The sequence below is a fragment of the Mesorhizobium sp. LNJC394B00 genome, from assembly GCF_000502555.1.
GTDB lineage: Bacteria > Pseudomonadota > Alphaproteobacteria > Rhizobiales > Rhizobiaceae > Mesorhizobium.
Window position 1 is genome coordinate 2,071,191 of sequence record NZ_AYWH01000002.1, and the last position, 25,671, is coordinate 2,096,861.

Sequence of the window (25,671 nt, forward strand, 5' to 3'; positions counted from 1 at the left end):
TATCTTAATCGGCTGAATAGCTTAGAAAAAGCCCTTCCGCTGCCACCAGCCGGCGCGCTTCGGCTTTTCCTCGGCCTTTGCCTCGTCGGCAACGCTGGAGGAAACCACCGGCACCGCGGAGGTATCCGCGGCCACGGCTTTGCGCCGTGACGGGCGAGCCTTGGCGGGCTCGTCGTCGACGGTCGTTTCCGTGGCGGCATCGGCCGCAGCGGGGGCGGCTGCTTCGACGGCAGCTTCCGGTGCAGCCTCGGCCGCCGTCTCATCGGCGACTTCCACCACAGCCTTCTTTGCCCTTGAAGCGCGCTTCTTCTTCGGCTTTTCGGCTGGAGCGTCGTCGTTCGCCGCGGCGGGAGCCGCTGCTTCTTCAACCGCTACGGCTGCTACGGGCTCGCTTGCGGCCGTTCCGACTTCAGCGGCCTCGGCCACCGAGGCGGTTTCGCCGGCTTCGGTCTCCGTGCCGTCTTCGCGACGATTGCGCTTGCCGCCGCGCTTGCCGCGACGGCGCTTCTTGCCCTGGGCGTCATCTGATGCTTCCACCGTTTCGACGGCGCCAACCTGGGCTTCGTCTTGCTGTGTTGCATCGTCATCGCCTGGTTCAGCGGCAAAGTCGTCGCTTGCCGCCGAAACCGAAGCACCTTCGGCGCCATGCTCGCGATCGCCATGTTCGCGTTCGCGATCCTTGCCGCCGCGCCGCCTGCGGCGCTTGCGACGCTTGCGATCGCGGCCTTCGCCGTCCTCAGCCGATCTCGGCTGCTGCTGCTGCGACTGCGGCTGCGCCTGGCGCGGCTGCTCGGCCTGTACCACAACCTCGTCGTCTTCCTCCTCGATGACGATCTCGTCCTCGGGCTCTTCCGGCTCGACATAGGCCGGGAAGGTTCGCGCTTCGACAAAGCCTTCCGGCTTTTCGGCAATGGCGCCGCGGAAGATCGCGTAGTGCTGCACACCCACCGTATCATCGGCCTCGACGGTGATCGTAAGACCAAAGCGGCTTTCGAGTTCCACCAGCGTGCCGCGCTTGTGGTTGAGCACATAGAGAGCGGTCGCCGCCGGGGTCCGCACCGTGATGTGGCTGCGCGAATCCTTGAGCAGGAATTCCTCGATCGCCCGTACCACCATCAGCGCCACCGACGAATCGGAGCGCACATGGCCGGTGCCGCCGCAATGCGGGCAGGGCTTCATGGTCGATTCCAGCACGCTGGCGCGGATGCGCTGGCGCGACATCTCCATCAGACCGAAATGCGAGATGCGGCCGACCTGGATGCGGGCTCGGTCGTTCTTGAGGTGATCCTTCAGCCGCTTCTCGACGGAGCGGTTGTTGCGGTTCTCCTCCATGTCGATGAAGTCGATGACGATCAGGCCGGCGAGATCCCGCAGCCTCAATTGCCTGGCGACTTCTTCCGCCGCTTCAAGGTTGGTGTGGAGAGCGGTGTCCTCGATCGAGTGCTCCTTGGTGGAGCGGCCCGAATTGACGTCGATGGCGACCAGCGCCTCGGTCTGGTTGATGATGATGTAGCCGCCGCTCTTCAGCGTCACCTGCGGCTGCAGCATGCGGTCGAGCTGCGCCTCGATGCCGTTGCGCACGAAGATCGGCGTCGTGTCGCGGAACGGCTGAACCACCTTGGCGTGGCTCGGCATCAGCATGCGCATGAAATCCTTGGCCTCGCGATAGCCTTCCTCGCCGGAGACAAGAATCTCGTCGATATCCTTGTTGTAGAGGTCGCGCACCGAGCGCTTGATCAGGCTGCCTTCCTCATAGACGAGGGCAGGGGCGGTGGATTGCAGCGTCAGGTTGCGGACGTTTTCCCAAAGCCGCATCAGATATTCGTAGTCGCGCTTGATTTCCGCCTTGGTGCGGCTTTCGCCGGCGGTGCGCAGGATGACGCCCATGCCCTGCGGTACTTCGAGATCGGCAACGACCTCCTTGAGGCGCTTGCGGTCGACCGCACTGGTGATCTTGCGCGAAATGCCGCCGCCGCGTGCGGTGTTGGGCATCAGCACGGAATAGCGGCCGGCAAGCGACAGATAGGTGGTGAGTGCAGCGCCCTTGTTGCCGCGCTCTTCCTTGACCACCTGCACCAGCAGAATCTGCCGGCGCTTGATGACTTCCTGAATCTTGTACTGGCGGCGCACCGGCTTGCGGCGGCTGCGCACCTCTTCCAGCGCATCCTCGGCGCCTACGGATTCGATCTCGTGGTCGTCCGGATGCGAGGACTGCACCTCTTCCAGCATGCCGCGATCATTGTCCTCGGAGGTGGCTTCGCCACTTGCCTCGCTGGACGACCTTTCGTCACCCGGCTCCGCCGCAGGGACAGCTTCGGAGATCACATCCGCTTCGACGCTTGCCGCGATCGATGTCGGGCCGCCTTCCGACGGTTCGGTCCCGGATGTCTCGGCGTCGGAGGCTTCGCTGTCGCCATGCCCGGCATGATCGTCATGCCCGGCGGTATTGGCCGCGGCATGCTCGGAAGCAGGCGCTTCGGAGACGGCATCGCTGCCGGCATCACCATGTTCGCCGTTCTCATCATCGGCGCCGGCGTCGCGCTTGTGTTCGCCTCGCTCACGACCCTTGCCGCCGCGCCGGCGGCCGCGCCGGCCGCGATCGCGGCTCTGGCGGTCGTCGCCGTCATTGTCCTCGTTCTCCTCGTCCTCGGCTTCCTGCGCTTCAGCGCGCAGCAAAGCCTGACGATCGGCGACCGGGATCTGGTAATAGTCGGGGTGAATTTCACTGAAGGCGAGGAAACCGTGACGGTTGCCGCCATATTCGACAAAGGCTGCCTGAAGGGAAGGTTCGACGCGCGTTACGCGGGCGAGATAGATGTTTCCTTTGAGCTGCTTCTTGTCCTGGGATTCAAAGTCGAATTCTTCAATACGGTTACCGCGGATAACGACAACGCGTGTTTCCTCCGGGTGGGAGGCGTCTATCAGCATTTTGTTGGGCATTATTTCGTTTCCTCCCGGCAGCCGTCAGCCGCAGCTTGCGAGGCAAAGCCCGCTGCTGCGTGTCTGGGATGTGGGTGCCGGATGTCTGAATGTCCGCCGGACGCCGCTTGAGCGCCATGGCGGTGCCGCCCGCTGCCACAATGGCGCGGTTTGATGCGGACCTTTCCATGATTGCGCTTGAAGCCATCGTCACCAGCAGAACCTTTTGAACCAAAGCCCGGACGAACCGGACCAGCTTGTTTGCTCATACAGAGCCGGCACGGGAACAAACCCGGCCGTTTTCCTCACGCAGGCGATTCCCCCGCCACGGGCGCACACCTGCGAAATTCGTCGCGATCACCTGAAGCCTTTTCGCGGGAAGCGAAGGAGCCGCCTTTCATCTGACCTGTAGCAGGAAGCTGCGGGAGAAGCGGTTCCAGGATTGCAGTGATCCACCATCGCTTTTATGATTTGACGGGGTGGAAGGCAACCCCGATTTCGGATGCCGGCAAAAAGCAGTGCCGTAACGGAAGCACAGGCCTTAATCCTCAATGAAAAGGCTTGGTTAACCTTCTCTGGATACCAATCGTTAATCGAGTCTGCGGCCTGACCGGCATTTCGACCAACCACGCGGGCGCAAGGCGCCAAACCAGGAGCGACTGCAAAGAAATGGGACTGGCGGGCACCACAGACAAGGGCCATGGCCGTGCAGGCCATTTCCTGCGCGCTGCCGGTGTGCTGTTGCTGCTGGCGCTTGGCCTTGCTTTTGCGCCGGTTTCACGCGCCGCCGATGCGCCACTCGGCGCCACCGCCTACAAGATGGCCGGCGACGCAACCAAGATGCGCATCGTCATCGATTTCGACCGCGAGCCCGACATCAAATGGTTCCTGCTGCGCGGCCCCAACCGGCTGGTCGTGGACCTGCCGCGCACCCGATTCGCCATCGGCGCGAAGGACGCCAAGGCCCGCGGCCTGGTCAAGGCGGTGCGTTATGGCGATCAGGGCGAGGGATCGCGGCTGATCCTGACCGGCAAGGGGCCGTTCTCGGTCGACAAGCTCGACGTGCTCAAGAACGATGACGGCGCAGGCTATCGCATCGCCATCGACATGTCGGCAGCCTCCGACCGCGAGTTCGACGAAGCCCTTGCCAACCAGGCGCTGACCACCGGCTCGACCGTCTCCACCGACAAGGGCTCCAGGGTCGGCACAGGGCCGATCTCCAATCCCGGGCATCGCTTCACCATCGTCATCGATCCCGGCCATGGCGGCATCGACGGTGGCGCCGAAGGCCTCAACGGCACCATCGAGAAGAACGTGACCTTGGCCTTTGCCACTGAATTGCGCGACAAGCTCGCCACCGTCGGCAACTACGACGTGTTCATGACGCGCGACACCGACGAGTTCCTGCGGCTCGATGACCGCGTGCGCATCGCCCGGCAGCACGAGGCTGACCTTTTGATCTCGATCCATGCCGACACGATCAGCGTCAAGGGTATCAGAGGCGCCACCGTCTATACCGTCTCCGACAAGGCGTCCGATCCGGAAGCGCAGGCGCTTGCCGACCGTGAAAACCTCTCCGACCAGTTCGCCGGCATGGTGATCAAGGACGACAACAAGGAAGTCACCGACATACTGATCGACCTGATCCGCCGCGAGACGCATAATTTCTCGATGAGCTTTGCCCACACTCTGGTCGGCCAGTTGTCCACCAGCGTCGGCCTGATCAACAATCCGCAGCGTTCGGCCGGCTTCAAAGTGCTGAAAGCGCCCGATGTGCCGTCGGTGCTGGTGGAACTCGGCTATCTCTCCAACGCCAAGGATGAGGCGCAACTGCTCGACGCCGACTGGCGCGGCAAGGCGGCGCAGAGCATCACCAACGCCGTCGCCCTGTTTGCCTCCGCCAAGATGGGAACGGGAACCGGAGGCTGAGATGGTCGCCGCCGCCCACGACCGGAGGCAGCGTTGCACGGGGACAACACCAGGCGCTTTTATTTCCGGTGGGGGATGCCGAAACCGGGCACTGCCGTATTTTGCCCACATGGTGGCGACATGGGTTTTCCATCACGGATCGGGACAGTTGCGAAGGCTTGCGCGAAAGGCGGCTTCGTCTAGGAAATTCCCGGACCTCGGACTGGAGCGGGCATGATTCGTCTTATCGGCTATTTCTTTGGTATCGGCACGACGCTGGCGCTTATCGTCGCCGCGGGCGTGGCGATATACATCAGCCATCTGTCGAAAGACCTACCCGACTACGAGGTGCTGGCCAAGTACGAGCCGCCGGTGACGACCCGCATCCATGCTTCCGACGGCTCGCTGATGGCCGAATATGCGCGCGAACGGCGGCTCTATCTGCCGATCCAGGCGGTTCCGGACCGGGTCAAGGCGGCGTTCCTGTCGGCCGAGGACAAGAATTTCTACAACCATCCCGGCATCGACATCACCGGGCTTGGCCGCGCCATCTACGTCAACCTGCAGAATCTTGGTTCGGGCAGGCGCCAGGTCGGCGCCTCGACCATCACCCAGCAGGTGGCGAAGAACTTCCTCTTGTCCTCGGACCAGACCTACGAGCGCAAGATCAAGGAGATGATCCTGGCCTTCCGCATCGAGCAGGCCTATTCGAAGGACCGCATCCTTGAGCTCTACCTCAACGAAATCTTCTTCGGCTTCGGCGCCTATGGCGTTGCGGGCGCGGCACTGACCTATTTCGACAAGTCGGTCAACGAACTCACCGTCGCGGAAGCCGCCTATCTGGCGTCGCTGCCGAAGGGGCCCAACAACTACCATCCCTTCAAGCATGCCGACCGCGCCATCGAGCGCCGCAACTGGGTCATCGACCAGATGGTCGAGAACGGCTACGTGACGCGCGAGGAAGGCGACAAGGCCAAGGCCGAGCCGCTCGGCGTGACGCCGCGTCGCAATGGCTCCTATCTGTTTGCGGGTGAATATTTCACCGAGGAAGTGCGCCGCCAGATCATCTCGCGCTATGGCGAGAACGCGCTCTATGAGGGCGGCCTTTCGGTGCGCACGACGCTCGATCCGAAGATCCAGCTCATCGCCCGCAAGTCGATGCAGAACGGCTTGCTCAAATACGACACGCTGCGTGGCTATCGCGGACCGGTGACGCATATCGATGCTTCCGGCGACTGGGGCGTGGCGCTGGGCAACGTCAAGGGGCTGGAAGACGTGCCGGAATGGTCGCTTGCCGTCGTGCTCGACAGCTCGGCGACCGGCCTTTCCATCGGCCTGCAGCCGACGCGGCAGATTTCGGGCGATATCGTCAAGGAACGCATCGAAGGCGCCGTCAGCAAGGAAGACATGAGCTTTGCCATGCGCCATGTGGTCGATGGCAAGACGGTCAAGGCCAAGTCTCCGGCCGATGTGCTGCAGCCCGGCGACGTCATCTTCGTGCAGAAGAACGAAGGGTCGGAAGGCGCCTACACGCTTCGTCAGGTGCCGGAAGTGGAGGGCGGCCTGATCGCCATGGATCCGCATACCGGCCGCGTGCTGGCCATGGTCGGCGGCTTCTCCTATGCGCAGTCGGAGTTCAACCGCGCCACACAGGCGATGCGCCAGCCCGGATCGTCATTCAAGCCGATCGTCTATTCGGCCGCGCTCGACAATGGCTATACGCCGGCTTCGGTGATCATGGACGGGCCGATCACCATCCAGAGCGGCAACACGACCTGGACGCCGAAGAACTATGACGGCACGGTGGCCGGCCCCGCGACCTTGCGCTCCGGTATCGAAAAGTCGCGCAATTTGATGACGGTGCGGCTGGCCAACGACATGGGCATGAAGCTGGTGGTGGAATATGCCGAGAGGTTCGGCGTCTACGACCATCTGGCGCCCTACCTGCCGATGGCGCTGGGCTCCGGCGAGACGACGGTTATGCGCATGGTGTCGGCCTATTCGATCATGGCCAATGGCGGCAAGTCGATCAAACCCTCGCTCATCGACCGCATCCAGGACCGCTACGGCAAGACCGTGTTCAAGCAGGACGAGCGCGGCTGCGAAGGCTGCAATGCGCCCGAATGGAACAACCAGCCCGAACCGGAACTGGTCGNAGCAGGACGAGCGCGGCTGCGAAGGCTGCAATGCGCCCGAATGGAACAACCAGCCCGAACCGGAACTGGTCGACAATTCCGAGCAGGTGCTCGATCCGATGACCGCCTACCAGATCACCTCGATGATGGAAGGCGTCGTCCAGCGCGGGACCGGCGCCACCATCGCCGAGCTTGGCCGTCACATCGCCGGCAAGACCGGCACGACCAATGACGAGAAGGACGCCTGGTTCATCGGCTACACGCCGAACCTCGTCGTCGGCCTATACATGGGTTACGACACGCCGCGCGGCCTTGGCCATGGTGCCACCGGTGGCGGTCTGGCGGCGCCTATCTTCAAGGATTTCATGCGTGTTGCGCTGGACGGCACGCCCAATGTCGACTTCAAGGTGCCGGAAGGCATGAACCTGGTCGCCATCAACCGCAAGACCGGCATGCGTGCCGCGTCGGGCGATCCCGGCACCATCATCGAAGCCTTCAAGCCCGGCACCGGCCCCGCCGACAGCTATTGGGTGATCGGCATGGGCGCCGACGGCTCCAACGGCGCCGGCGGACCGCTGTCGCCGCAGGCTACGGAAGCCATCCAGGCACCCGGCGGCGGGCTTTACTAACGATCTGATTTTTTATGCTGCATGGGCTGGCTTGTTGAGCCGGCCCATTTCGCTTTACAGGCAGCAATGCCGTGCCTATGTATCGCGCCGACCCAAGCGCCATTTCAAAAACAGGACAGAACAACCAGCCATGCGCGCGGAAACGCAGAACATTGTCGACGAGATCAGGCAGGCGATCACCCTGCTGAGGAGGCATCTTTGACTGGGATCAGGCCATAAAGCGGCTTGAATACCTGAATGTGCGGGCCGAGGATTCCAGCCTCTGGAATGAGCCGCTGGAAGCGCAAAAGCTGATGCGCGAGCGCCAGGGCCTCGAAGACGGCATCACCGGCGTCAAAAGCCTGACGCAGGCGCTGGAAGACAATATCGGCCTGATCGAACTGGGTGAGGAAGAGGGCGACCAGAGCGTGATCGCCGAGGCGGAAGCGGCCCTCCGCTCGATGCAGGGCGAGGCCAAGGCTCGCCAGGTCGAGACGCTGCTGTCGGGCGAGGCCGACGCCAACGACACCTATCTCGAAGTCCATGCCGGCGCCGGCGGCACCGAGAGCCAGGACTGGGCCTCGATGCTTCTGCGCATGTACACGCGCTGGGCCGAGCGTCGCCGTTTCAAGGTCGAAGTGCTGGAAGTCCATGACGGCGAAGAGGCCGGCATCAAGTCCGCCACGCTCCTGATCAAGGGCCACAATGCCTATGGCTGGCTGAAGACCGAGTCGGGCGTTCATCGCCTGGTCCGCATTTCACCCTATGACAGCAATGCGCGCCGCCACACGTCCTTCTCCAGCGTCTGGGTCTACCCGGTCGTCGATGACAGGATCGAGATCGACGTCTCGGAATCCGATGTACGCATCGACACCTACCGCTCATCCGGTTCGGGCGGCCAGCACGTCAACACCACGGACTCGGCGGTTCGCATCACCCATATCGCCACCGGCATCGCGGTTGCCTGCCAGGCCGAACGCTCGCAGCACAAGAACAAGGCGAAGGCCTGGGAAATGCTGCGCTCGCGCCTTTACGAGGAAGAGCTGAAGAAGCGCGAAGCGGTGGCCAATGCCACAGAAGCGTCGAAGAGCGACATCGGCTGGGGTCACCAGATTCGTTCCTATGTGCTGCAGCCCTACCAGTTGGTGAAGGACCTGCGCACCGGCGTCGAGAGCACCAGCCCGTCGAGCGTGCTCGACGGCGACCTCGACGACTTCATGGAAGCCTCGTTGTCGCAGCGCATCGAGGGCGGTGCCGGTGAAGCCGTGGCCGACCTCGACTAGGATATGTTCATATTCAGCTGAGGCCGGCCTGCGAATGGATGATACCTGCGCTTCCGCCACTTTCGACTCGGCTGACTTGAATAAGAACATCCCTTGGCGGGGGAGCGAAGGAGGAACCATGACTCGCAGGCTCACCGGCAAATGCTTTTGCGGCACGGTTCAGTATGAAGTGGCGGACGAGTTCGTCTATGCCGCGATCTGCCATTGTTCGAACTGCCGGCGCACCACAGGTTCCGCCTTCAAGCCCTTCGCCGGCATCGAGCGCGAGAAACTTGCCCTTGCCGAAGGGCATCACGGGCTCATCCATTTCGGCGATGGCAGCGGCCACGATGCGCATTGCAGCCGCTGCGGCTCGTTGCTGTATTCGCTGGTCCGCGACGGCGCCTATGTCCATGTCGCCATGGGCACGCTGGTCGACGATCCGACGATCCGGCCGACCGCGCACATCTTCGTCGGCTCCAAAGCGCCATGGTTCACCATCGCCGACGACTTGCCGCAATATGAAGGGCATGTGATCGCCGGTCCAGGCGAAGTATAGGCTGGAACCACATTCGGCCAATCCCGTTGTTTCGATGCCCGTCTGCCGGGAGTTGAGCCTGGCCTTGGATCTCGTCAGCGGTTGCAGATAGCGGCGTAGATGTGCGGCTTCGCGCAGCAACTTCTTGCGCCAGCCTAGGAATCAGCCCAGCATCCGAGGGCTGGAAGAGAAAAAGCATGTATGGCCGGACGCGGCATATCTGCGACCTGACGATCCGGCCACTGGGAAGACACGTTCCGGGAACGGGCAAGCGAAACGCTTGATGCTCGTTTGAAAGGAACGCTTCCATGTCTGCTGCCACTCTCCGATCGGCCAGAGCCGTTCAACCGGCTGGCCGACTCCTGTTTTCCTTGTTCGTGACCCCGATCTTTGCCATCGCGATGCTTGCGATGGCGGTGCTGACCGCACCCGCCTTCGCCCATGACGCCAAACCCACGGCGGCGAAGCCGCAAGGCTGGAGTTATCCCTTCGCCTGCTGTGCAAACTACGACTGCCGCACCACCCATACCGGCGAGGTGCTGGAAAAGCCGGAGGGCTATGTCATCGCCGGAACGGGGGAGGTCGTTCCGATGAGCGACAAGCGGGTCAAGGACTCACCCGACGGCGATTTCCACTGGTGCGCGCATCAGGCCGGCCTCGACGCAGGCAAGACGATCTGCCTGTTCGTGCCACCGCGTTCCTACTGAGTTCTGTTGGCAGTTCTCATCGGAAGGCCGGCCTTGGTGGTGCTGAAGGCGCTTGCGTCAGACGGAAGCAGCGAGTGCCGAGGCGAAGTCGCGATACGGGCGCAGTGGGCGACCCAGAAGTGCCGTCAGGCGCTCGACGTCGCCGGCCTCGGGCAGCATCCCGTCGGTGAAGAAACGCTCGCCCATCAGGCGCATGTCGTAGGCCATCCAGGCGGGCAGGAACTGCTTGAGATTTTGCTCAAAACCCTCCGTATTGTCGCCGCTGTAGCTGATCGGGCGGGCGAGTACGTCTGACCAGATTGCGGCAATATCCGTCCCGGTCAATGTCTGCGGACCGACGAGGTTGATCCTCTCGAACGCAAGCGGCTCCTTGGACCGTTCGCGACGCAGCAGCTCAAGAGCGGCGACCTCGGCGATATCACGGGCATCGATCATGGCGAGACCCTTGGGGCCGATCGGCATTGGGTAGGTACCGTAGCCGGTGATGACGTCTTCGACCGTCAGATCGTTCTGGATGAAGTAGGCCGGGCGCAAGATCGTAGCCTTGAAGTCCATCTGCTCGATCATTCGCTCGACGCCGAACTTGCCCGCGAAATGCGGCACGTTCACATAGACGTCAGCGTGGATTACCGAGAGATAGACGATCCGCTCGATGCCGGCCGATCGGGCGACGTTCAAGGCGATCAAAGCCTGGGTGAATTCGTCCGGCACCACGGCGTTCAAGAGAAACAGCGTGGAAACGCCAGACATGGCTTTGCGCAGCGAATCGACATCGAGAAAGTCGCCTTGCACGACCGATACGCCTGCCGGAAAACTGGCTTTCGACGGATCGCGCACGAGAGCACGCACATCGGCGCCGCGCTTGGCGAGCTGTTCGACGACTTGGCGGCCGATATTGCCGGTGGCGCCGGTAACGAGAATGGTCATGGAATTTCTCCTGTTGGGTTGCTTGACAGTCCCAATATGTGTGGCTCAAAAAGAGCCCAGTAGACGGCAATTTTAGACACGTCGTCTCACTGGTGGGACAGTCATGGATCTTTTAGCCCTTGCCGATTTTAACCTCGTGGCTCGCCATGGCGGCTTCGGCAAAGCGGCAAGGTCCACCGGCCGGCCCAAGGCAACGTTGTCCCGGCGCGTTGGCGAATTGGAAAGCAGTCTCGATCTGCGTCTGTTCGAACGGGGTGCGCGTAACCTGAAGCTGACCGAAGAAGGACGGGCGCTCTTCGAGCGGACGGGGGCGTTGCTTGCCGAGCTGGACGAGACGGCATCGGCGATTGCCTCGGGCGGTCAGAGACCCAAGGGCAGATTGCGGATCAGCGCGCCTTTGCATTTTTCGCAGACTGCAATGGGGAGGATCGCTGCGGGATTTGCCCTGAGGTATCCTGAGGTGAGGCTTGAAGTGACCACCGAAGACCGGCATGTCGATATGATCGAGGAAGGCTACGATCTGGTAATCCGGGTCAATCCGGATCCCGATGAAAGCCTGGTCGGACGGGCGTTTCTCCGCGACCGCCTGGTCGTTGTGGCGAGCCCGGACCTTCCTCGCCCGGCCGATGGGCTCGCCGCTCCTGGCGTTGCGCGCGGGACAGGCGAGCGGCAAACATGGCAGGTGAAGACACCAGGTGGCCGGGCAACACTTAGAATCGAGCCGGTCCTCGCCTTGTCGACGCTCATCATGGTCCGGGATGCGGTGCGAGCCGGCATCGGCGCAGGACGGCTTCCCATTTCGTTGGTGGCCCACGACCTGGCTGACGGCACACTGGTGAATTGGGGGGATATCGACGGCCCCGAAATTTCTCTATGGACGCTCTACCCGTCGCGGCGGCTGCTCAGCGCGCGCGTGTCGGCGTTCCTGGATTTTCTGAAACAGGCTTTCCCAAACGGGACGCCGGACGAACTGGCCGCCTATATCGGCAGGTGACGACGATTGGGAGGTGACGACGGGTCCGCTTCGGCCAGAGCGCCGCTCGGCTCGATCGATCAGAGCCTGCTGACAGACAGTTGTCAGGAGCCTTCCTTTATGGTGCCTTGCCGCATGGGTGGCGGCAACGGAGAGGAAAGCTTTTCATGACCATCAAGGCCAGCTGTCATTGTAAGGCGACGACGTTCGAGGTTTCGCAGGCGCCCGAGACGGTAACACAATGCACCTGCTCGTTCTGCTCCAAGCGCGGTTCGCTGTGGGCTTACTACGTTCCGTCGCAATTCAAGCTCACCAGCTCGCCGGAAAACGTTTCCTTCTATCAATGGGGATCGAAGACCGTCAAACACGGGTTTTGCGCCATTTGCGGCTGCGGCACCTTCACCGAAACGCCGGACTGGTCAACCGGCAAACCGGACTTCGACAATCCCAAGATATCAGTCAATTCGCGGCTGTTCGACGATTTCGACCTCGATAAGGTCGAGGTGGTCGTCATTGACGGCAAGAACCTCTGGTAGGCCAGCACCAGCCACCGAAGCGGAAGAGTGGCGCGAGCGGGGAAAAGCCGCTTTCGCCGCTCGGTTTTTCGCCGCATTTCATGTTACAAGACCCGAGAAGGGCTTATATGCGCGAGCGCAAAGGCCGCGCTTTGGAGAGGGACGATTCTATGAAAAAGACTGTGCTCGTCGCCGTTGCGACGGCTGTGCTGGTGAGTGCCTGCACCACGACCGATCCGTACACCGGCGAGCAGAAGGTTTCGAACACCGCAGCCGGCGCCGGCCTTGGTGCCCTGGCGGGCGCGGGCCTCGGCCTGCTTGCCGGCGGCAATGACCGCCGCAACGCGCTGATCGGCGCCGGTATCGGCGCGCTGGCCGGCGGCGCCATCGGCGCGACCATGGACCAGAACGAGGCTGAACTGCGCCGCCAGCTCGAAGGCACCGGCGTCAGCGTCACCCGCACCGGCGACCAGATCATCCTCAACATGCCGTCCGACATTACTTTCAACGTCGACCAGGATGCGGTGAAGCCTGGCTTCTACCAGGTGCTGAACTCGGTTGCGCTGGTGCTGAAGAAGTTCAAGCAGACCACGGTCGACGTGTTCGGCCACACCGATTCGACCGGCGGCGACGAACACAATTTCGATCTGTCGCAGCGCCGTGCATTGGCGGTCGCCAACTATCTCTCGGGCCAAGGTGTCGATTCGCGCCGCTTCGCCGTCACCGGTTTCGGCAAGACCCGTCCGATCGCGTCCAATGGAACGGCGGCCGGCCGTGCGCAGAACCGGCGCGTCGAGATCCAGCTTTCGCCGCTGACCTGATCAGGTCGGCATCGAAATGCGAAGGCGGCCCCGCAAGGGCCGCTTTCTTTTTGGGCTCCTGTGGTCCGCCAAAAGGTCTAATGCATTAGAGATTTCTAATAATCCCTTTCCGGAGACCTTGGAAGGGATTAGCATTGGTGCGGTTCCAGAGGGGATGGGGCGATACAAACGGCCGCGCAGTCACTTAGTCGGCCCCGGTCCTGCACGGCCAGATAAGGAAATCTGGGAGGAATGCATGACAAGAACAGCTCGTCTTGGGCGTTGCGGCGTCCTCATTTTGACAGGTCTGGTCTCAGCTTGGTGCGCAGCCGCCACGGCTCGAGCCGAGGACGCCAACAAAGCCGACATCGAAGCTTTGAAGAAATCGCTCGCCAAATATGAGGACTACACTGTCGCCGTCCGCGACCTTTATCTGTCGACTGTCGGGTGTGTCTATTACAGCGGGGACAGGATCGAGGGCGCAATGGACTATCCGAAGGGCGCTATGGGCATCCATTTCGTCAACGTTCCGAGTGTCGGTCAGAAACTCGATCCGATGCGCCCCAATGTGCTGATCTACGAGCCGACCAAGAAAGGCTTGAAATTGGTTGGCGTGGAATGGCTGATGCCCCTGACGCCAGACACCAAGGAACCTCCAAAACTATTTGGCCAGACCTTCATGGGACCGATGGAAGGGCACTATCCGCTCATTCCGAGGGAGTTCGTCCACTACGACCTTCATGCCTGGCTGTTCAGAGACAATCCGAACGGCATGTTCAGTCCGACCAACCCGAACGTGAAATGCAGCAAGGCAGAGTTTCCGATGCTGGAAAAACCGACCAAGATGATGCCCGGCCCGATGTGACGGACGGGCCAGGATAGGAGCTTGCCAAGAGTGCAAGCCGGCCGGCTGCCATTTGAGGGCGCTCGGGATCAGGCTCGGAGGACGATCGGCATGAGGGCTGGCGCGCATGAAGGCTGCCCGCATGAAGACAGGTATCTGGTCGCGGAACCCGACAATGGCGCTGCGAGCCGTCAGTCGAAGGTAGAAGCGGCCCGCAAGGGCCGTTTTGCTTGGCATATCGGCCCCTGTAATCAAGGCCTACGAGGTCGGCTGATCGACAATTGCCGCAACGATACGGCGCACGATCGGCAAGACCAGCAGCAGACTTGGAAAGCCCACTAGCCATGATGCTCCCCATGCATACGGCCAGGTCGCCACGAAACCGGTTGTCCAGCCCGCATTGATCAGCGTCGCTACCGCGGAAACAATGCACGACATCAGGATGGAAAGAACGAATGGCATCACCAGCGCATTGTAAGAGGCCGGTAGCTTTCTCGATTTCAAAACCTTGTGGGATGACGGTCGCATCACCTATCTCCTTCTCGAAAAGTGAAAGTATGCGCGGCTGGGCGCAGTCAGGCGGCCTGCGCCATTTGCTGGGCCAGGTTCCGAATAAAGCCGCGCAACGAACGCGGTTCGCGGCCCAGGGCGGCGCGCAATGTCAGACTGTTTCCGCCAAGGCCATAGTGGGCATAGTGGGCGTATATTTTGGCCAGCACCTGCATTTGGCGGTCATTGTAGGGAAGGCGTGCCTCGGCCGCCCACTCGCCAAATGTCGGCTCACCAGAAGAGATGGGTCGGCCAAGTTCCTCACTCATCATCGCAACGATGTCTTCCCGACTGTGCATGCCGTCAGCGCACAGATCGAGGGTCGCGTAGGACAATCGCGCTTCGGTTAGGGCGATCGCCGCCACCTCAGCGACGTCGCGGTAGTCGACGCGGGCCAGCTTCGCCGTCTTTGGAAACGGTTCCGAGAAAACACCATGTTCAACGACGGACGGCCAGGCCGCTGCGAGGTTCTGCATGAAATTGGCAGGGTGCAGAATCGTATATTCCATCGTCGTCGAGTAGAGAGCAGCCTCGACAGGCACCTTGCTGGCATGGTTCTTCAGTCGCGTATTGGTAGGCTGGATCACCGACGAGAAGACGAACTTTCGAACTCCTGCTCGCGTGGCGGCCTCAACCATGGCAACGCCCATGGCTGCTTCATCGGGAGCAAAAGCCGGCCCAATGTGAAAGACGCCGTCGACGCCCTCGACCGCCCTTTCGAGGCTCTGACGATTTCGCAAATCTCCTGTCGCAACCTCGGATGCCCCTAGCTTCCGGGCCTTTTCGGCATTCGCAGGGTCGCGAACGAGCGCTCGAACATTGGCATTGCGGCGGACAAGTTCAGGCACGACAAGTCCCGCAACTCGGCCTGTGGCACCAACGACCAGAACAGTTGGATTGGCTACTTGCATGACGATTTCCTTCCATCAAGCCTGTCCTCGCGGGACAACTTGCAGAGGTACGACGTCGCAAGTGTCGTTACAATTACCCGTTTTTGCGATATATTATGTCGAATGTCGGGAGAATGCATGAGCCGGATGGACGATTTCGAGGCTTTCATCGCGATCGTCGAGCATGGAAGTCTGACGACTGCCGCACATCGGCTGAACCGCTCGCTGCAGTCGGTCAGCCGGTCCCTGGCGGCACTGGAGGAATCAGTCGGCGTCGAGCTGATCCACAGGACAACGCGTCGCTCGACACCGAGTGAAGTCGGAGCAGCCTTTTTCAACCGGATCAAACCCGCGGTTGACGAAATAAACGACGCAAGACTTCAGGCGATCAATCAACGATCGGAGCCGGCAGGCGTCCTGCGCATCGGGGCGCCGGTTCTGTTTGGCCCGAACGTCCTGATGCCTGTCATCGCGGAATACATGCGGACATTTCCCCGGGTCGAGGTCGATCTTCAACTTTCCGATGGATTTGCCGATCTTGGCGCCGAAGGTCTCGACCTGGCAATACGCATCGGCGATTTGCCGGATTCCAAATTGAAAGCCAAACGCCTGGGGGCGTTGCGGCGCGTTGTGTTCGGCGCGCCTTCCTATTTCGCGCGGTGTGGCCGGCCGGCCCATCCCTTCCAGCTGAGTGAGCACAGTTGCATCATCAGAACCGCTAACGAGCGTCCAGGTGAATGGACGTTTCAGATCGACGGGAAACCCCGGACCGTGAAGGTCGCAGGCACTTTTCGCTCCAATCTGATGACCTCGGTCTATGCCGCCGCAATCCACGGACTGGGTTTGGGCTTCTCGCCTCTGTGGCAGATAAGACATTTGGTCGACGACGGTCTCGTCGAACTGGTTTTGACGGAATTCGAGCCGGCACCGGTGCCGATCCATGCCTTGTGGCAGGAAGGCCGGTCATCTTCGGCCAAGGTTCGGGCGTTTCTGGATTTATTGGCATCCCGCCTGGAACTGAAAAGCCTGTAGCATCGACGGGCTATTTAAGCCTCCAGACCGGAAGCGATCGGGTAGATCGAGCCTGTTTTGCAGTTACCGCGCATGGCGCCGATCCTGGAGCGGGCTCCAGATCTCACATCCCCGTCGCGTCCAGGCAAGCCGCGCGTCCTCGGGACGCCGCGGCTCATGGGATCAGACCTTGGCGACGATCTTCATGAAGGCCGGCATGTCGTCGCCGAAGCCGACGGTGCCGTCATTGTCTTCACCGCGGTTGTTGCCGCGGGCAGGGCGGCTGTTGCCGCTGGCGCGCTGCGGCCTTGTGTCGCCGCGTTCCGGGGCACGGTTCTCGTTGTTGCGATCGGAGACCTTGCGGTCGCTGTTTTCGGAGCGAATCGCTTCCTTGCGCTGATGCCGTTCGCCGATGTCGGCGACCGCGGCCTCGGCTACCGCCGGCTGTTCCTCGCGTGCGGCATCTGCCGCCGGCGCGTCGTCGCTGCGCTTGGCATGGCGTTCGCGCGGCTTGCGCTCGCCACCGTCCTTGCGATCATGGACCTTGCGGTCCTCGTCCTTGCGGCCGGCGCGGCGCGGAGCGCCACGGCCACGGCGGGGCGCTTCGTCCTCGCCGCCTTCGCTGGCGACCACGGTCGACAGGTCGCCGTCATGCCACTCGATCTTGTTGCCGATCAGCCGCTCGATGGCGTCGATGTATTTGGTGTCGGACTTGGTGGCGATGGTGAAGGATTTGCCCGAGCGTCCGGCGCGGCCGGTGCGGCCGATGCGGTGGACATAGTCTTCGGCGTGGATCGGCACGTCGTAGTTGAAGACGTGGCTGACGTCGGGAATGTCGAGGCCGCGCGCAGCGACGTCGGACGCCACGAGATAGCGCAATTTGCCATCGCGGAAATTGGCCAGCATCTGCATGCGGGCGCGCTGGTCCATGTCGCCATGCAGGGCGCCGGCGTCGAAGTCATACTTCAACAGCGAGCGGAACAGCTCCGCGACCTCGACCTTGCGGTTGCAGAAAATGATAGCGTTCTTCAGCTCGGCGTCTTCGGCCTTTATCAGATTGCGTAGCGTCTCGCGCTTGTCCCACGGCTTGGAGCCGGACTTGACCAGGCGCTGGATGATGTTGGTGGCAGCGGATGCCGCCTTGGACACCTCGACGCGCACCGGCGCATGCAGGAATTTCTCGGTGAGCTTGGTGATCTCCGGCGGCATGGTCGCTGAGAAGAACAGCGTCTGCCTGGTGAACGGGATCATCTCGCAGATGCGCTCGATGTCGGGGATGAAGCCCATGTCCAGCATGCGGTCGGCCTCGTCGATGACGAGGATCTCGACGCCGTTGAGCAACAGCTTGCCGCGCTCGCGGTGATCGAGCAGACGGCCGGGCGTGGCGATCAGCACGTCGGCGCCGCGCTCCAGCTTCTTGTCCTGCTCGTCGAAGGAGACGCCGCCGATCAGCAGCGCGATGTTGAGCTTGTGGTTCTTGCCGTATCTGATGAAATTCTCTTCGACCTGCGCGGCGAGCTCGCGCGTCGGCTCGAGGATCAGCGTGCGCGGCATGCGGGCACGGGCCCTGCCTTTTTCGAGGCGGGTCAGCATCGGCAGCACGAAGGAAGCCGTCTTGCCGGTGCCGGTCTGTGCTATGCCCAGAATATCCTTGCCGAGCAAGGCATGCGGGATGGCGCCAGCCTGGATCGGCGTCGGCACGGTGTAGCCCGCATCGGTGACTGCGGAAAGGACCTTGGGCGACAGGCCGAGGTCTGAAAAGGTCAACGCTTCTAGAGCGGTCGTGGTGTCTGAGGACAAGAGTTGCTGTCTTTGGCTGGTTCGGGGAAGCGCAACGGCATCCGTCGCGGCAAGCACAGCGTGCCTGCAAGATTGGTATTGCGATTAGGCGCAAGCCCGCGATTTGTCAACAGAAACGGGCGGGATTGGCACGATTGTGAAAACGTAAGCTTAATCGCGATGCTTAATTAGGTAGTCACTCTTTGCGCCGGCTCAATAGCGAAACTGCTCGGCGAGAATGCGTTCGTTCCACGAATGGTTGGGATCAAACAGCAGCGTTGCCGTCGCAGTCGGCGATTCGCGGACCGTTACGGAAGCCACCGCCTTGACCTCGGTGTGGTCGGCGGCGGTGTTCACCGGGCGCTTTTCCGACTCCAGAATATCGAAGCGTACGGTCGCCTTGTTTGACAACAAGGCACCCCGCCAACGGCGCGGCCGGAACGGGCTGACCGGGGTCAGCGCGAGCAACGGCGCATCCAGCGGCAGGATCGGCCCGTGCGCCGAAAGATTGTACGCGGTGGAGCCGGCCGGCGTCGCGATCATCACGCCGTCGCAGTTCAGTTCCTCGATGCGGACCTGCTCGTCGACGGTGATGCGGATCTTTGCCGTCTGGTAGGACTGACGCCACAGCGCCACCTCGTTGATGGCGAGTGCCGAAACCGTCTCGCCCTCATGCGTCAACGCCAGCATTTCCAGCGGGCGGATCGTTTCGGCGACGGCGGCCGCGATGCGCTCGGTGAGGCCCCCGACGCGGTACTCGTTCATCAGGAAGCCGATGGTGCCACGGTTCATGCCGTAGACCTTCTTTCCCGTGCTCATCGTGTCGCGCAAGGTCTGCAGCAGGAAGCCGTCGCCACCCAGTGCCACCACCACCTGGGCGTCGTCGAAGGATGCCTGGCCATAGCGGGCCGACAGGCTCTCCATCGCCGCCTTGGCATCGGCAGTGTCGGAGGAGACGAAGGCGAGATTGGCTTTGCTCATGACATTCCGATGGCGGTCGGCCGATGGCGGTCGGCGGCGGTTGCGTGGGGTAGCATGGGCAAGCGCATCTGCAAAGGGAGGCATCGTCCGGGCCAGTTGCGGCCGCGGCGAAACGAAATCGGCGGCTCGCGCTTCATGTCGCCGGAACGGCGAATGTGATGGTTAAGTGCGAGCTTAAGCACTCGTAAAGCCTGATCGATCATGTTAGCCGACAGAGGATGGGTGGCTGGGGGCTAGCCAGTCGAGACCTGTCTATTGCCGGTGACACGCCTGATTATCGTCTTCCTTGTGATGGGAAGTTTCGCCCTTCTCTTTGCGGAGCTTGTGCGGCAGTCCGAAGACATGAGCTCCAGGCCGATGGCCTCACGCTGCGGCGGCGCCGGCGTGCCATGCCCGCAAAACGCATTGTAGGCGAAGCCAATCCGCCAACGACGATCCGTCGCCTACTGCCCGACAATCCTCAGATTGGCGTTGCCGTAGAATGTGTAGGCGAGATAGGTCGGATCGCCGGTCCGGTAGAATTCTCTGCGGACATCCTGCAGGATCTCGGCCAGATAGACCGGCCCGTCCTTGATCCGCGTGCTGATGCCGCCATAGAAATCGGTCGAGAAGGCCGCTGCCGCGCGGTCGGTCAGTGGCCACATGCCGCCGATGAAGCCGGAAGCGCCGCCCGCCAGCACCGCCGGACCCCAGCCCTGCACGAAGCCGCCGAGCATCTGCGAACGGCCGGTGTCGCAGGCGTTGAAAAAGTAGAACGGATTGCCCTTGCCATGCGCGGCCGCGACCAGCGCGGCCCATGTATCGGGGTCGAGCGACTGGTCGACGAGATCGATGGCAAAGACCGGCCGGCCACTGCTCGGCTGGTTGACCTCGCCATGACCGGAGAAATGAATGAAACCGGTCGAGACTTCACCGACCAGTTTCTCGAAAGAGGTGAAATCGCCATCGAAGCGGCGGTAGCCGTAAAGCTTGCTCAGCGCCGCGATCTCGTCCTGCTGAAAGCGCAGCGAGCGCTTGTCGAGATAGGAGGGCGCGACGGCCGCGACGCCGGTGAAGGTCATGCGGTCGAGCGGGTTGTCGACCTGTGAGGCACTGCTGCGCGGAGCCCAGCGCGCCAGCCGGTAGCCCATGCCGAGAAAACCGTCGGCGACGGCGCCGTCGGCGCTGCGCGGGCGGATCAATTCCCAGGGCAGCGTCGGGCTGTTCGAGGTGATCTGGATCGAATGGAGTTCGCCTTTGCCGCGCAGCGACCAGAACACGTCCTTGAACGGTTTCGGCACATAGTCGCGGTAGAGCGCATCGCCAAAACCTTCGGCGGCGAGCGTGACAAAGCGCTTTTGCGCCCCCGTATCGCTGCTTGCGGCAGGCTGCTGCAGCGAAACGGCGCCGCGCAGGCTCAATCCGAGCTGCAGCAGGCGGCGGTATTCGGAGTCCAGCCATGCCGCCATCTCAGGTGGCGTCGAGAACGTATCGGTCACCGGACCGGCCAGATGCGGCGAATGGATGATGATCTGCCCCGAACCCAGCCCGCTCGGATCGTCATAGAGGATGGTCACGTCGAGATCGGGGACGTCATCGCCGGCTGCGCCGCCGAGCGTCACATTGCCAGTTACCGCCGGCTGCGGCGCCGCTGCGGCCAGCATCAGCATGGCAGGTGCTGCGGAGCGTTCGGCTGTGGCGCTCAGAGCGGCTGCCTCGACAGGCGCGGTGCGGCGAATGATAACCGACCGCGATGCCGATCCCAGGAACCTCCCGGCGCTGTAGATGCGCGCGATGAACTGGGCCGGCTTGCTGTCCTTGGCGATCGGCCGCGCCTTGACGTCGAAGCGGACGAAGTCGCTGTCGCCCTGGCGGTAGAGCGTCGTCCGTCGGCTCCATTTGCCGCCGTCAGCGAGATCGAAGCCGGAGGCGAACAGATCGATATCGATCGGCCATTGCTCGGTTCCCGCCGGCATCGCCATGGCCAGGGCGCCATCTTCCGTCACCGACGAGCCCGGCGCTGCCTTCACCTTCACTTCGGGCGTGAATTGCTCTTCGGTAAGGGCGATCGAAACGGTCACCGTCTCGCCGGCGACAATCTCATCCGGCGCATCGATGGTTGGATGGCGCACCACCTCGACAGCGCCCGTCTCGGGTTGTGGAAGGGCGCCGCCGGAAGGAGGGCTTTGCGCCTGGTCGATGGGCGGCGGCGCTGGTTTCGGTGGCGCCTGCGCCTCCGGCGGACTTTCGGCGCCGGTCGCGGGTGGCGGGGCCGATGTCATGCCGTCCTCAGGGGGGATCCCTGCCTTATCGGGGGGCGGTTCGGCGCCGGTGGCTCCGCCATCCTGCGGATAGGTCCCGCCGAGATTGTTCTGGGCAGCGGCCACAGCTGCGTCTTCAAGACGTTGCTTTTCCTCTTCGTATCGTTGCCGAGCCTGCTCTTCCTGCAATTGGCGCTGCTGTTCCTGGCGTTTGTATTCCTCGTAGAGCGCCGCCTCCTTGGCGCTGTCGCCCATCGCGGCATCGGGACTGCCGGAGCCCGGTGCAACGTCCATGGGGTAGGGCTCCTGACCGCTGCCATCGGCGTAGTCGCTGCCATCAGGCTCCCAACCGCCACTCCCGGAGATGTAGCCGCCGCTCGCCATCGCCGGCGGTGCCGGTTCCGGCACAAGCGGCAGCGCCGGTGCCGCGCCGGCCACCTGGTCCGGCGTCAGCACAAAGGCAGCGTCTGCCGAGCGGCCATATGCCATCCATGGCCACTGGGCGCCTGACGTTTTGTCGATAGTGGTTTGCCTGACCGAGGCGAGGATGATGGCTATGTCCGCGCCGCGCTTGACCAGCGCAGCGGTGAGCGCATCGGCAAATACGGTGACGGGGCGGGCTTCGTCCAGTGCAACGGTTCCGGGTTTGGCCGACAGAGCGACGATGGCGTGGGTGAGGGGATCGACCGCCGCCAGACCCTGCATCACGCCGGAAGTAGGGTTGTGGCCATCGCCGGGATTGTCGAGCAGAACCACCTTCAATGTCGGGGTTGCCTCGAGCGCCTGCATGAACAGATCGAGGGGCAATGCCGTCTGGTCGACCGTTTCCTTTGAATCGATCCGGGTGCCGCGCGTCAGTAAATAGTTCCTGCCGTTGGCCTGCGCGGTGTGGCCGACATAGTAGAAGATGCCGACGGAGTCCGGTTTGGCCAGGGATTGGGCGAAATCATGCATGGCGCGCGCGACATCGGCGCGGTCGCCATCCGACACCTGCCGGACGGTGAAGCCAAGCGATCGTAGTGTCGCTGCAACGAGTTCGGCACTGAGGTCGGCGTTGGCGATTGCCGGTGAGCCCTCAGAGGCCGGATTGGCGACAACCAGCGCTATCCGCTCTTCGCCGCGCGCAGCGGAGAAGAGCGCCATGGTCATCAGCAGCACGACCGCCAGAAAAAGGCGCATGACCGTGATCCAAGCCCTGCAGGCTGCGGCGCTCACGCCACGGCTTGCCCCAATTCATCAATGGCCCAACCTTGACCATATCATGTCGGCTTCGCCGGCGCACTGCCGGTGCCGATGATGCAGTTGTGTCGCTAAAAGATATTGACTGTATGTTTAGTAATTAATACCGTTGCCCGAGATACCGAGTTGGTCAGCCGGCATTCGCCGGTGAATGATCACCAGGACGAAGGGAACTTAGGGACTCGAGGCGCAATCCCGCCGGTCCCAACAATGGGAGACACAAGCATGCAGTTGAAATCGACCGCCACGGCGCTCGGCCTGTCGCTGCTGGCGATGACCGGCATTGCCCGCGCCGAGGGCGAACTCCAAATCTACAATTGGGGCAACTACACCAGCCCGGACCTGATCAAGAAGTTCGAGGAAACCTACAAGGTCAAGGTTACCGTCACCGACTACGACTCCAACGATACGGCTCTGGCCAAGGTCCGCCAGGGCGCTTCCGGCTATGACATCGTCGTTCCATCGGCCAGCGTGATGCCGATCTGGATCAGCGAAGGCCTGCTCTTGGAAACCGATCCCAACACGATGGAGAACTTTAGAAACGTCGATCCGAGATGGGTCGACGTGCCGTTCGACCCCGGCCGCAAATATTCGGTGCCGTGGCAATGGGGCACGACCGGCATCTCGGTCAACAAATCGGTCTATGCGGGCGATCCGAACACCTCGGCGATTTTCCTCGATCCGCCGCCGGAACTCGTGGGCAAGATCAATGTCGCGCCCGAAATGGGAGACATCATGTTCCTCGCCATTGCCTATGAGGGCGGTAAGTACTGCACCGACGACAAGGTGCTTTTGAAAAAGGTGCATGACAAGCTCATCGAGGCGAAAGCGAAATGGCTGTCGCTCGACTATGCGGCCGTCGACGGTCTCGGCAGGGGCGACATTGCCGCCGGCGTCAACTGGAACGGCATATCGCTGCGCGAGCGGCTGGAGAACGACAAGATCGTCTACGGCTATCCCAAGGAGGGCTTTCCAATCTGGATGGACAATGTCGCGGTGCTCAAGGATGCCAAGAACGTCGAGAACGCCAAGCTCTTCCAGAATTTCATCATGGACCCCAGGAATGCAGCGATGATCTCGGCCTTCGCGCACTACGCCAATGGCATCAAGGGCTCCGAGCCCTTCCTGCCGGCCGATATGAAGGGCGCGCCCGAAGTGGATGTTCCGGCCGAATTTGCCGACAAGGGCCAATTCATGTCGGCCTGTCCCGCCGACGTCCAGGCGCTCTACACCAGGATCTGGACCGATCTGCAGAAATAGCAGCGCCGCCGGCCGAAGCTGACCAACATCGGGCCGCGCATCGCGGCTCGGCCATCCCCAATGCCAGATGCCGTAAAGCCGCCGCGGGAGATTTTTTATGTCCGATCTCGACCTTTGCTACATGCCGGCCAGCGAGGCGTTGCGGCTGTTCAAGGCGAAGAAACTGTCGCCTCTGGAACTGATGCAGGCCACCATCCGCCGCGCCGAGGCAACCAAGGCGACGATCAACTGCCTCACCTTCACGCATTTCGACGAGGCGATGGATCTCGCCAGAAAAGCCGAGGCGAAATACGCCAGAGGCGCCAGGACCGGCGCGCTCGAGGGCCTGCCGATCGGCATCAAGGATGAGAGCTACATCAAGGGCAAGCCGACCTCGCATGGCTCGCTGCTGTCCGGGGACGCCATTGGCGGCCATACCTCGACCATGAACGAGCGTGTCATGAAGGCCGGCGGCATCGTCCACGCCCGCACCGCGACGCCCGAATTCAGCTGCGCCGGTTATACCTGGTCGAAGCGCTGGGGCGTCACGCGCAACCCCTGGAACCCGGATTTCACGCCGGGCGGTTCGTCGGGCGGTTCGGCGGCAACGCTGGCCTCCGGCACGTCGTCGATCGCAACCGGCTCGGACATAGCGGGCTCAATCCGCATCCCTGCCTCGGCCTGCGGCCTGGTCGGCTTCAAGCCGCCTTACGGCCGCAATCCCGATGAGCCGCCGTTCAATCTCGATTTTTTCTGCCACACCGGGCCCTTGGCCCGAAACGTCGGGGATGCGATCCTGCTGCAGAACGTCATGGCCGGGCCGAGCCCGCTCGACATCGCCACGCTGCGCCCGAAACTGCGCCTGCCGCTCGACTACAAGCCGATCAAGGGTTGGAAGATCGCATTCTCCATGGATCTCGGGTCCTTCGAGGTGGATGCGGACGTGCGCAAGAACACGCTCGCTGCCTGCGATGTGTTCCGCTCGCTCGGCGCCACCGTCGAGGAGGTGGACCTCGGCTGGGGCGACGAGGTGCTCAAGGCCGGCATGGCCTATCTCGAACATCTCTTCGGCGCCTCGCTGTCGCCGCTGCTCGCCAAGAACGGCAAGGACATGACCAGCTATGCCAGGCAGTTCGCGCAGGACGGGCAGAAGTCGAAGGCGACGGATTTTGTCGCGACGCTCGATGTGGCGGCCAGGATGTACCTGACGCTGGGGCCTTTGCTGGAAAAATACGACGTGCTGATCTGCCCGACCAATGCGCTTCCCGCAGTGCCGGCGGAATTCGATCAGACCAAAGGCAAGGTCGAGATCAATGGACGAGAGGTGAACCCGTCGCTGGGCTGGGTGATGACGACGCCGTTCAACATGCTGAGCCGCTGCCCGGTTCTGTCGATCCCGTCGGGCCGCGCCGCCAACGGCGTGCCGACAGGCATCCAGATTGTCGGCCGCACCTATAGCGACGCTGACGTGTTCCGGGCGGGTATGGCCTATGAGACGGCTCGTGGTCAGTGGTACACGAATGCCGGGACACGCCCGGCGCTGTGAGTCCGCAGGGCGCCGGCATGCCAAGACAGCGGCGGGATGTTTCGGCCGCCGGGGAAAGGCC

Annotated in this window: 18 protein-coding genes and 1 pseudogene; 12 read left to right on the plus strand and 7 right to left on the minus strand. The window is 62.5% G+C overall.

The window, feature by feature from the left end:
- Window positions 1–21: 21 nt before the first annotated feature.
- Window positions 22–2,940 (minus strand): ribonuclease E/G, encoded by a 2,919-nt coding sequence (locus X751_RS149960; RefSeq protein ID WP_023691224.1) that lies wholly within the window; start codon window positions 2,938–2,940, stop codon window positions 22–24.
- Window positions 2,941–3,588: 648 nt separating this feature from the next.
- On the opposite strand from X751_RS149960, the gene X751_RS149955 reads away from it, so the two are divergent.
- The 5 genes and pseudogenes from X751_RS149955 to X751_RS149940 all read left to right on the plus strand — a co-directional run bounded on the left by X751_RS149955 (window position 3,589) and on the right by X751_RS149940 (window position 10,077).
- Window positions 3,589–4,848, plus strand: a complete 1,260-nt coding sequence (locus X751_RS149955; RefSeq protein ID WP_023744847.1) for an N-acetylmuramoyl-L-alanine amidase — start codon at window positions 3,589–3,591, stop codon at window positions 4,846–4,848.
- A gap of 213 nt (window positions 4,849–5,061) precedes the next feature.
- Window positions 5,062–7,591: pseudogene (locus tag X751_RS01000000163810) on the plus strand (penicillin-binding protein 1A).
- Between the two features lie 130 nt (window positions 7,592–7,721).
- A protein-coding gene (prfB, locus tag X751_RS149950) for a peptide chain release factor 2 (RefSeq protein ID WP_156936377.1) occupies window positions 7,722–8,853 on the plus strand; the annotation gives its coding sequence in 2 pieces (ribosomal slippage) (window positions 7,722–7,787 and window positions 7,789–8,853; 1,131 coding nt in all).
- 118 nt (window positions 8,854–8,971) lie between these two features.
- Entirely contained in the window at window positions 8,972–9,391 is a 420-nt protein-coding gene (locus tag X751_RS149945) for a GFA family protein (RefSeq protein WP_023744850.1), read from the plus strand.
- A 287-nt stretch (window positions 9,392–9,678) separates the two neighbouring features.
- The gene (locus X751_RS149940; RefSeq protein WP_023708478.1) at window positions 9,679–10,077 is read left to right on the plus strand and encodes a hypothetical protein; all 399 of its coding nucleotides are present in this window, start codon (window positions 9,679–9,681) and stop codon (window positions 10,075–10,077) included.
- A 57-nt stretch (window positions 10,078–10,134) separates the two neighbouring features.
- Here X751_RS149940 and X751_RS149935 read toward each other — a convergent pair whose 3' ends face one another.
- A complete protein-coding gene (locus X751_RS149935; protein WP_023741412.1) occupies window positions 10,135–11,004 on the minus strand; it encodes an NmrA/HSCARG family protein in 870 nt (289 codons plus the stop codon).
- 103 nt (window positions 11,005–11,107) lie between these two features.
- On the opposite strand from X751_RS149935, the gene X751_RS149930 reads away from it, so the two are divergent.
- The 4 genes from X751_RS149930 to X751_RS149915 all read left to right on the plus strand — a co-directional run bounded on the left by X751_RS149930 (window position 11,108) and on the right by X751_RS149915 (window position 14,157).
- Window positions 11,108–11,998, plus strand: coding sequence for a LysR family transcriptional regulator (locus tag X751_RS149930; RefSeq protein WP_023681487.1), 891 nt, complete (start codon window positions 11,108–11,110; stop codon window positions 11,996–11,998).
- A gap of 146 nt (window positions 11,999–12,144) precedes the next feature.
- Entirely contained in the window at window positions 12,145–12,513 is a 369-nt protein-coding gene (locus tag X751_RS149925; protein ID WP_023667471.1) for a GFA family protein, read from the plus strand.
- 149 nt (window positions 12,514–12,662) lie between these two features.
- Complete coding sequence (locus X751_RS149920) at window positions 12,663–13,313, plus strand: OmpA family lipoprotein (protein ID WP_023667470.1); 651 nt, start codon at window positions 12,663–12,665, stop codon at window positions 13,311–13,313.
- 235 nt (window positions 13,314–13,548) lie between these two features.
- Window positions 13,549–14,157 carry a hypothetical protein gene (locus X751_RS149915; protein WP_023667469.1) on the plus strand — a complete coding sequence of 203 codons (609 nt, stop codon included), beginning with the start codon at window positions 13,549–13,551 and terminating at the stop codon, window positions 14,155–14,157.
- A gap of 237 nt (window positions 14,158–14,394) precedes the next feature.
- Here the strand turns inward: X751_RS149915 and X751_RS149910 are convergent, their stop codons facing one another.
- Both X751_RS149910 and X751_RS149905 read right to left on the minus strand, forming a co-directional pair.
- The gene (locus X751_RS149910) at window positions 14,395–14,664 is read right to left on the minus strand and encodes a DUF2798 domain-containing protein (protein WP_023667468.1); all 270 of its coding nucleotides are present in this window, start codon (window positions 14,662–14,664) and stop codon (window positions 14,395–14,397) included.
- Window positions 14,665–14,711: 47 nt separating this feature from the next.
- On the minus strand, window positions 14,712–15,596 hold the full coding sequence (locus X751_RS149905; protein ID WP_023702467.1) for an NmrA/HSCARG family protein: 885 nt from the start codon (window positions 15,594–15,596) through the stop codon (window positions 14,712–14,714).
- 117 nt (window positions 15,597–15,713) lie between these two features.
- Here X751_RS149905 and X751_RS149900 point away from each other — a divergent pair, with 117 nt between their 5' ends.
- Entirely contained in the window at window positions 15,714–16,607 is an 894-nt protein-coding gene (locus tag X751_RS149900; protein ID WP_023715781.1) for a LysR family transcriptional regulator, read from the plus strand.
- Window positions 16,608–16,769: 162 nt separating this feature from the next.
- Here X751_RS149900 and X751_RS149895 read toward each other — a convergent pair whose 3' ends face one another.
- From X751_RS149895 to X751_RS149885, 3 genes are all read right to left on the minus strand, one after another.
- Window positions 16,770–18,386, minus strand: coding sequence for a DEAD/DEAH box helicase (locus X751_RS149895; protein WP_031201721.1), 1,617 nt, complete (start codon window positions 18,384–18,386; stop codon window positions 16,770–16,772).
- A 192-nt stretch (window positions 18,387–18,578) separates the two neighbouring features.
- Window positions 18,579–19,346, minus strand: coding sequence for an NAD kinase (locus X751_RS149890; RefSeq protein ID WP_023681482.1), 768 nt, complete (start codon window positions 19,344–19,346; stop codon window positions 18,579–18,581).
- A gap of 443 nt (window positions 19,347–19,789) precedes the next feature.
- Window positions 19,790–22,765: a caspase family protein gene (locus tag X751_RS149885; protein ID WP_023688397.1), complete on the minus strand. Its 2,976-nt coding sequence runs from the start codon at window positions 22,763–22,765 to the stop codon at window positions 19,790–19,792.
- Between the two features lie 285 nt (window positions 22,766–23,050).
- Here X751_RS149885 and X751_RS149880 point away from each other — a divergent pair, with 285 nt between their 5' ends.
- Both X751_RS149880 and X751_RS149875 read left to right on the plus strand, forming a co-directional pair.
- Window positions 23,051–24,085 (plus strand): extracellular solute-binding protein, encoded by a 1,035-nt coding sequence (locus X751_RS149880; RefSeq protein WP_023744852.1) that lies wholly within the window; start codon window positions 23,051–23,053, stop codon window positions 24,083–24,085.
- Window positions 24,086–24,182: 97 nt separating this feature from the next.
- A complete protein-coding gene (locus X751_RS149875; RefSeq protein ID WP_023688399.1) occupies window positions 24,183–25,610 on the plus strand; it encodes an amidase in 1,428 nt (475 codons plus the stop codon).
- The last annotated feature ends 61 nt before the right edge of the window (window positions 25,611–25,671 follow it).

Excerpts from the sequence above, each read along its gene's own strand:
- X751_RS149935 (WP_023741412.1), bottom strand. The coding sequence starts at position 11,004 with ATGACCATTCTCGTTACCGGCGCCACCGGCAATATCGGCCGCCAAGTC.
- X751_RS149885 (WP_023688397.1), bottom strand. The coding sequence starts at position 22,765 with ATGCGCCTTTTTCTGGCGGTCGTGCTGCTGATGACCATGGCGCTCTTC.
- X751_RS149945 (WP_023744850.1), top strand. The coding sequence starts at position 8,972 with ATGACTCGCAGGCTCACCGGCAAATGCTTTTGCGGCACGGTTCAGTAT.
- X751_RS149960 (WP_023691224.1), bottom strand. The coding sequence starts at position 2,940 with ATGCCCAACAAAATGCTGATAGACGCCTCCCACCCGGAGGAAACACGC.
- X751_RS149880 (WP_023744852.1), top strand. The coding sequence starts at position 23,051 with ATGCAGTTGAAATCGACCGCCACGGCGCTCGGCCTGTCGCTGCTGGCG.
- X751_RS149910 (WP_023667468.1), bottom strand. The coding sequence starts at position 14,664 with ATGCGACCGTCATCCCACAAGGTTTTGAAATCGAGAAAGCTACCGGCC.
- X751_RS149925 (WP_023667471.1), top strand. The coding sequence starts at position 12,145 with ATGACCATCAAGGCCAGCTGTCATTGTAAGGCGACGACGTTCGAGGTT.
- X751_RS149900 (WP_023715781.1), top strand. The coding sequence starts at position 15,714 with ATGAGCCGGATGGACGATTTCGAGGCTTTCATCGCGATCGTCGAGCAT.
- X751_RS149905 (WP_023702467.1), bottom strand. The coding sequence starts at position 15,596 with ATGCAAGTAGCCAATCCAACTGTTCTGGTCGTTGGTGCCACAGGCCGA.
- X751_RS149875 (WP_023688399.1), top strand. The coding sequence starts at position 24,183 with ATGTCCGATCTCGACCTTTGCTACATGCCGGCCAGCGAGGCGTTGCGG.
- X751_RS149890 (WP_023681482.1), bottom strand. The coding sequence starts at position 19,346 with ATGAGCAAAGCCAATCTCGCCTTCGTCTCCTCCGACACTGCCGATGCC.
- X751_RS149915 (WP_023667469.1), top strand. The coding sequence starts at position 13,549 with ATGACAAGAACAGCTCGTCTTGGGCGTTGCGGCGTCCTCATTTTGACA.
- X751_RS149920 (WP_023667470.1), top strand. The coding sequence starts at position 12,663 with ATGAAAAAGACTGTGCTCGTCGCCGTTGCGACGGCTGTGCTGGTGAGT.
- X751_RS149955 (WP_023744847.1), top strand. The coding sequence starts at position 3,589 with ATGGGACTGGCGGGCACCACAGACAAGGGCCATGGCCGTGCAGGCCAT.
- X751_RS149930 (WP_023681487.1), top strand. The coding sequence starts at position 11,108 with ATGGATCTTTTAGCCCTTGCCGATTTTAACCTCGTGGCTCGCCATGGC.
- X751_RS149940 (WP_023708478.1), top strand. The coding sequence starts at position 9,679 with ATGTCTGCTGCCACTCTCCGATCGGCCAGAGCCGTTCAACCGGCTGGC.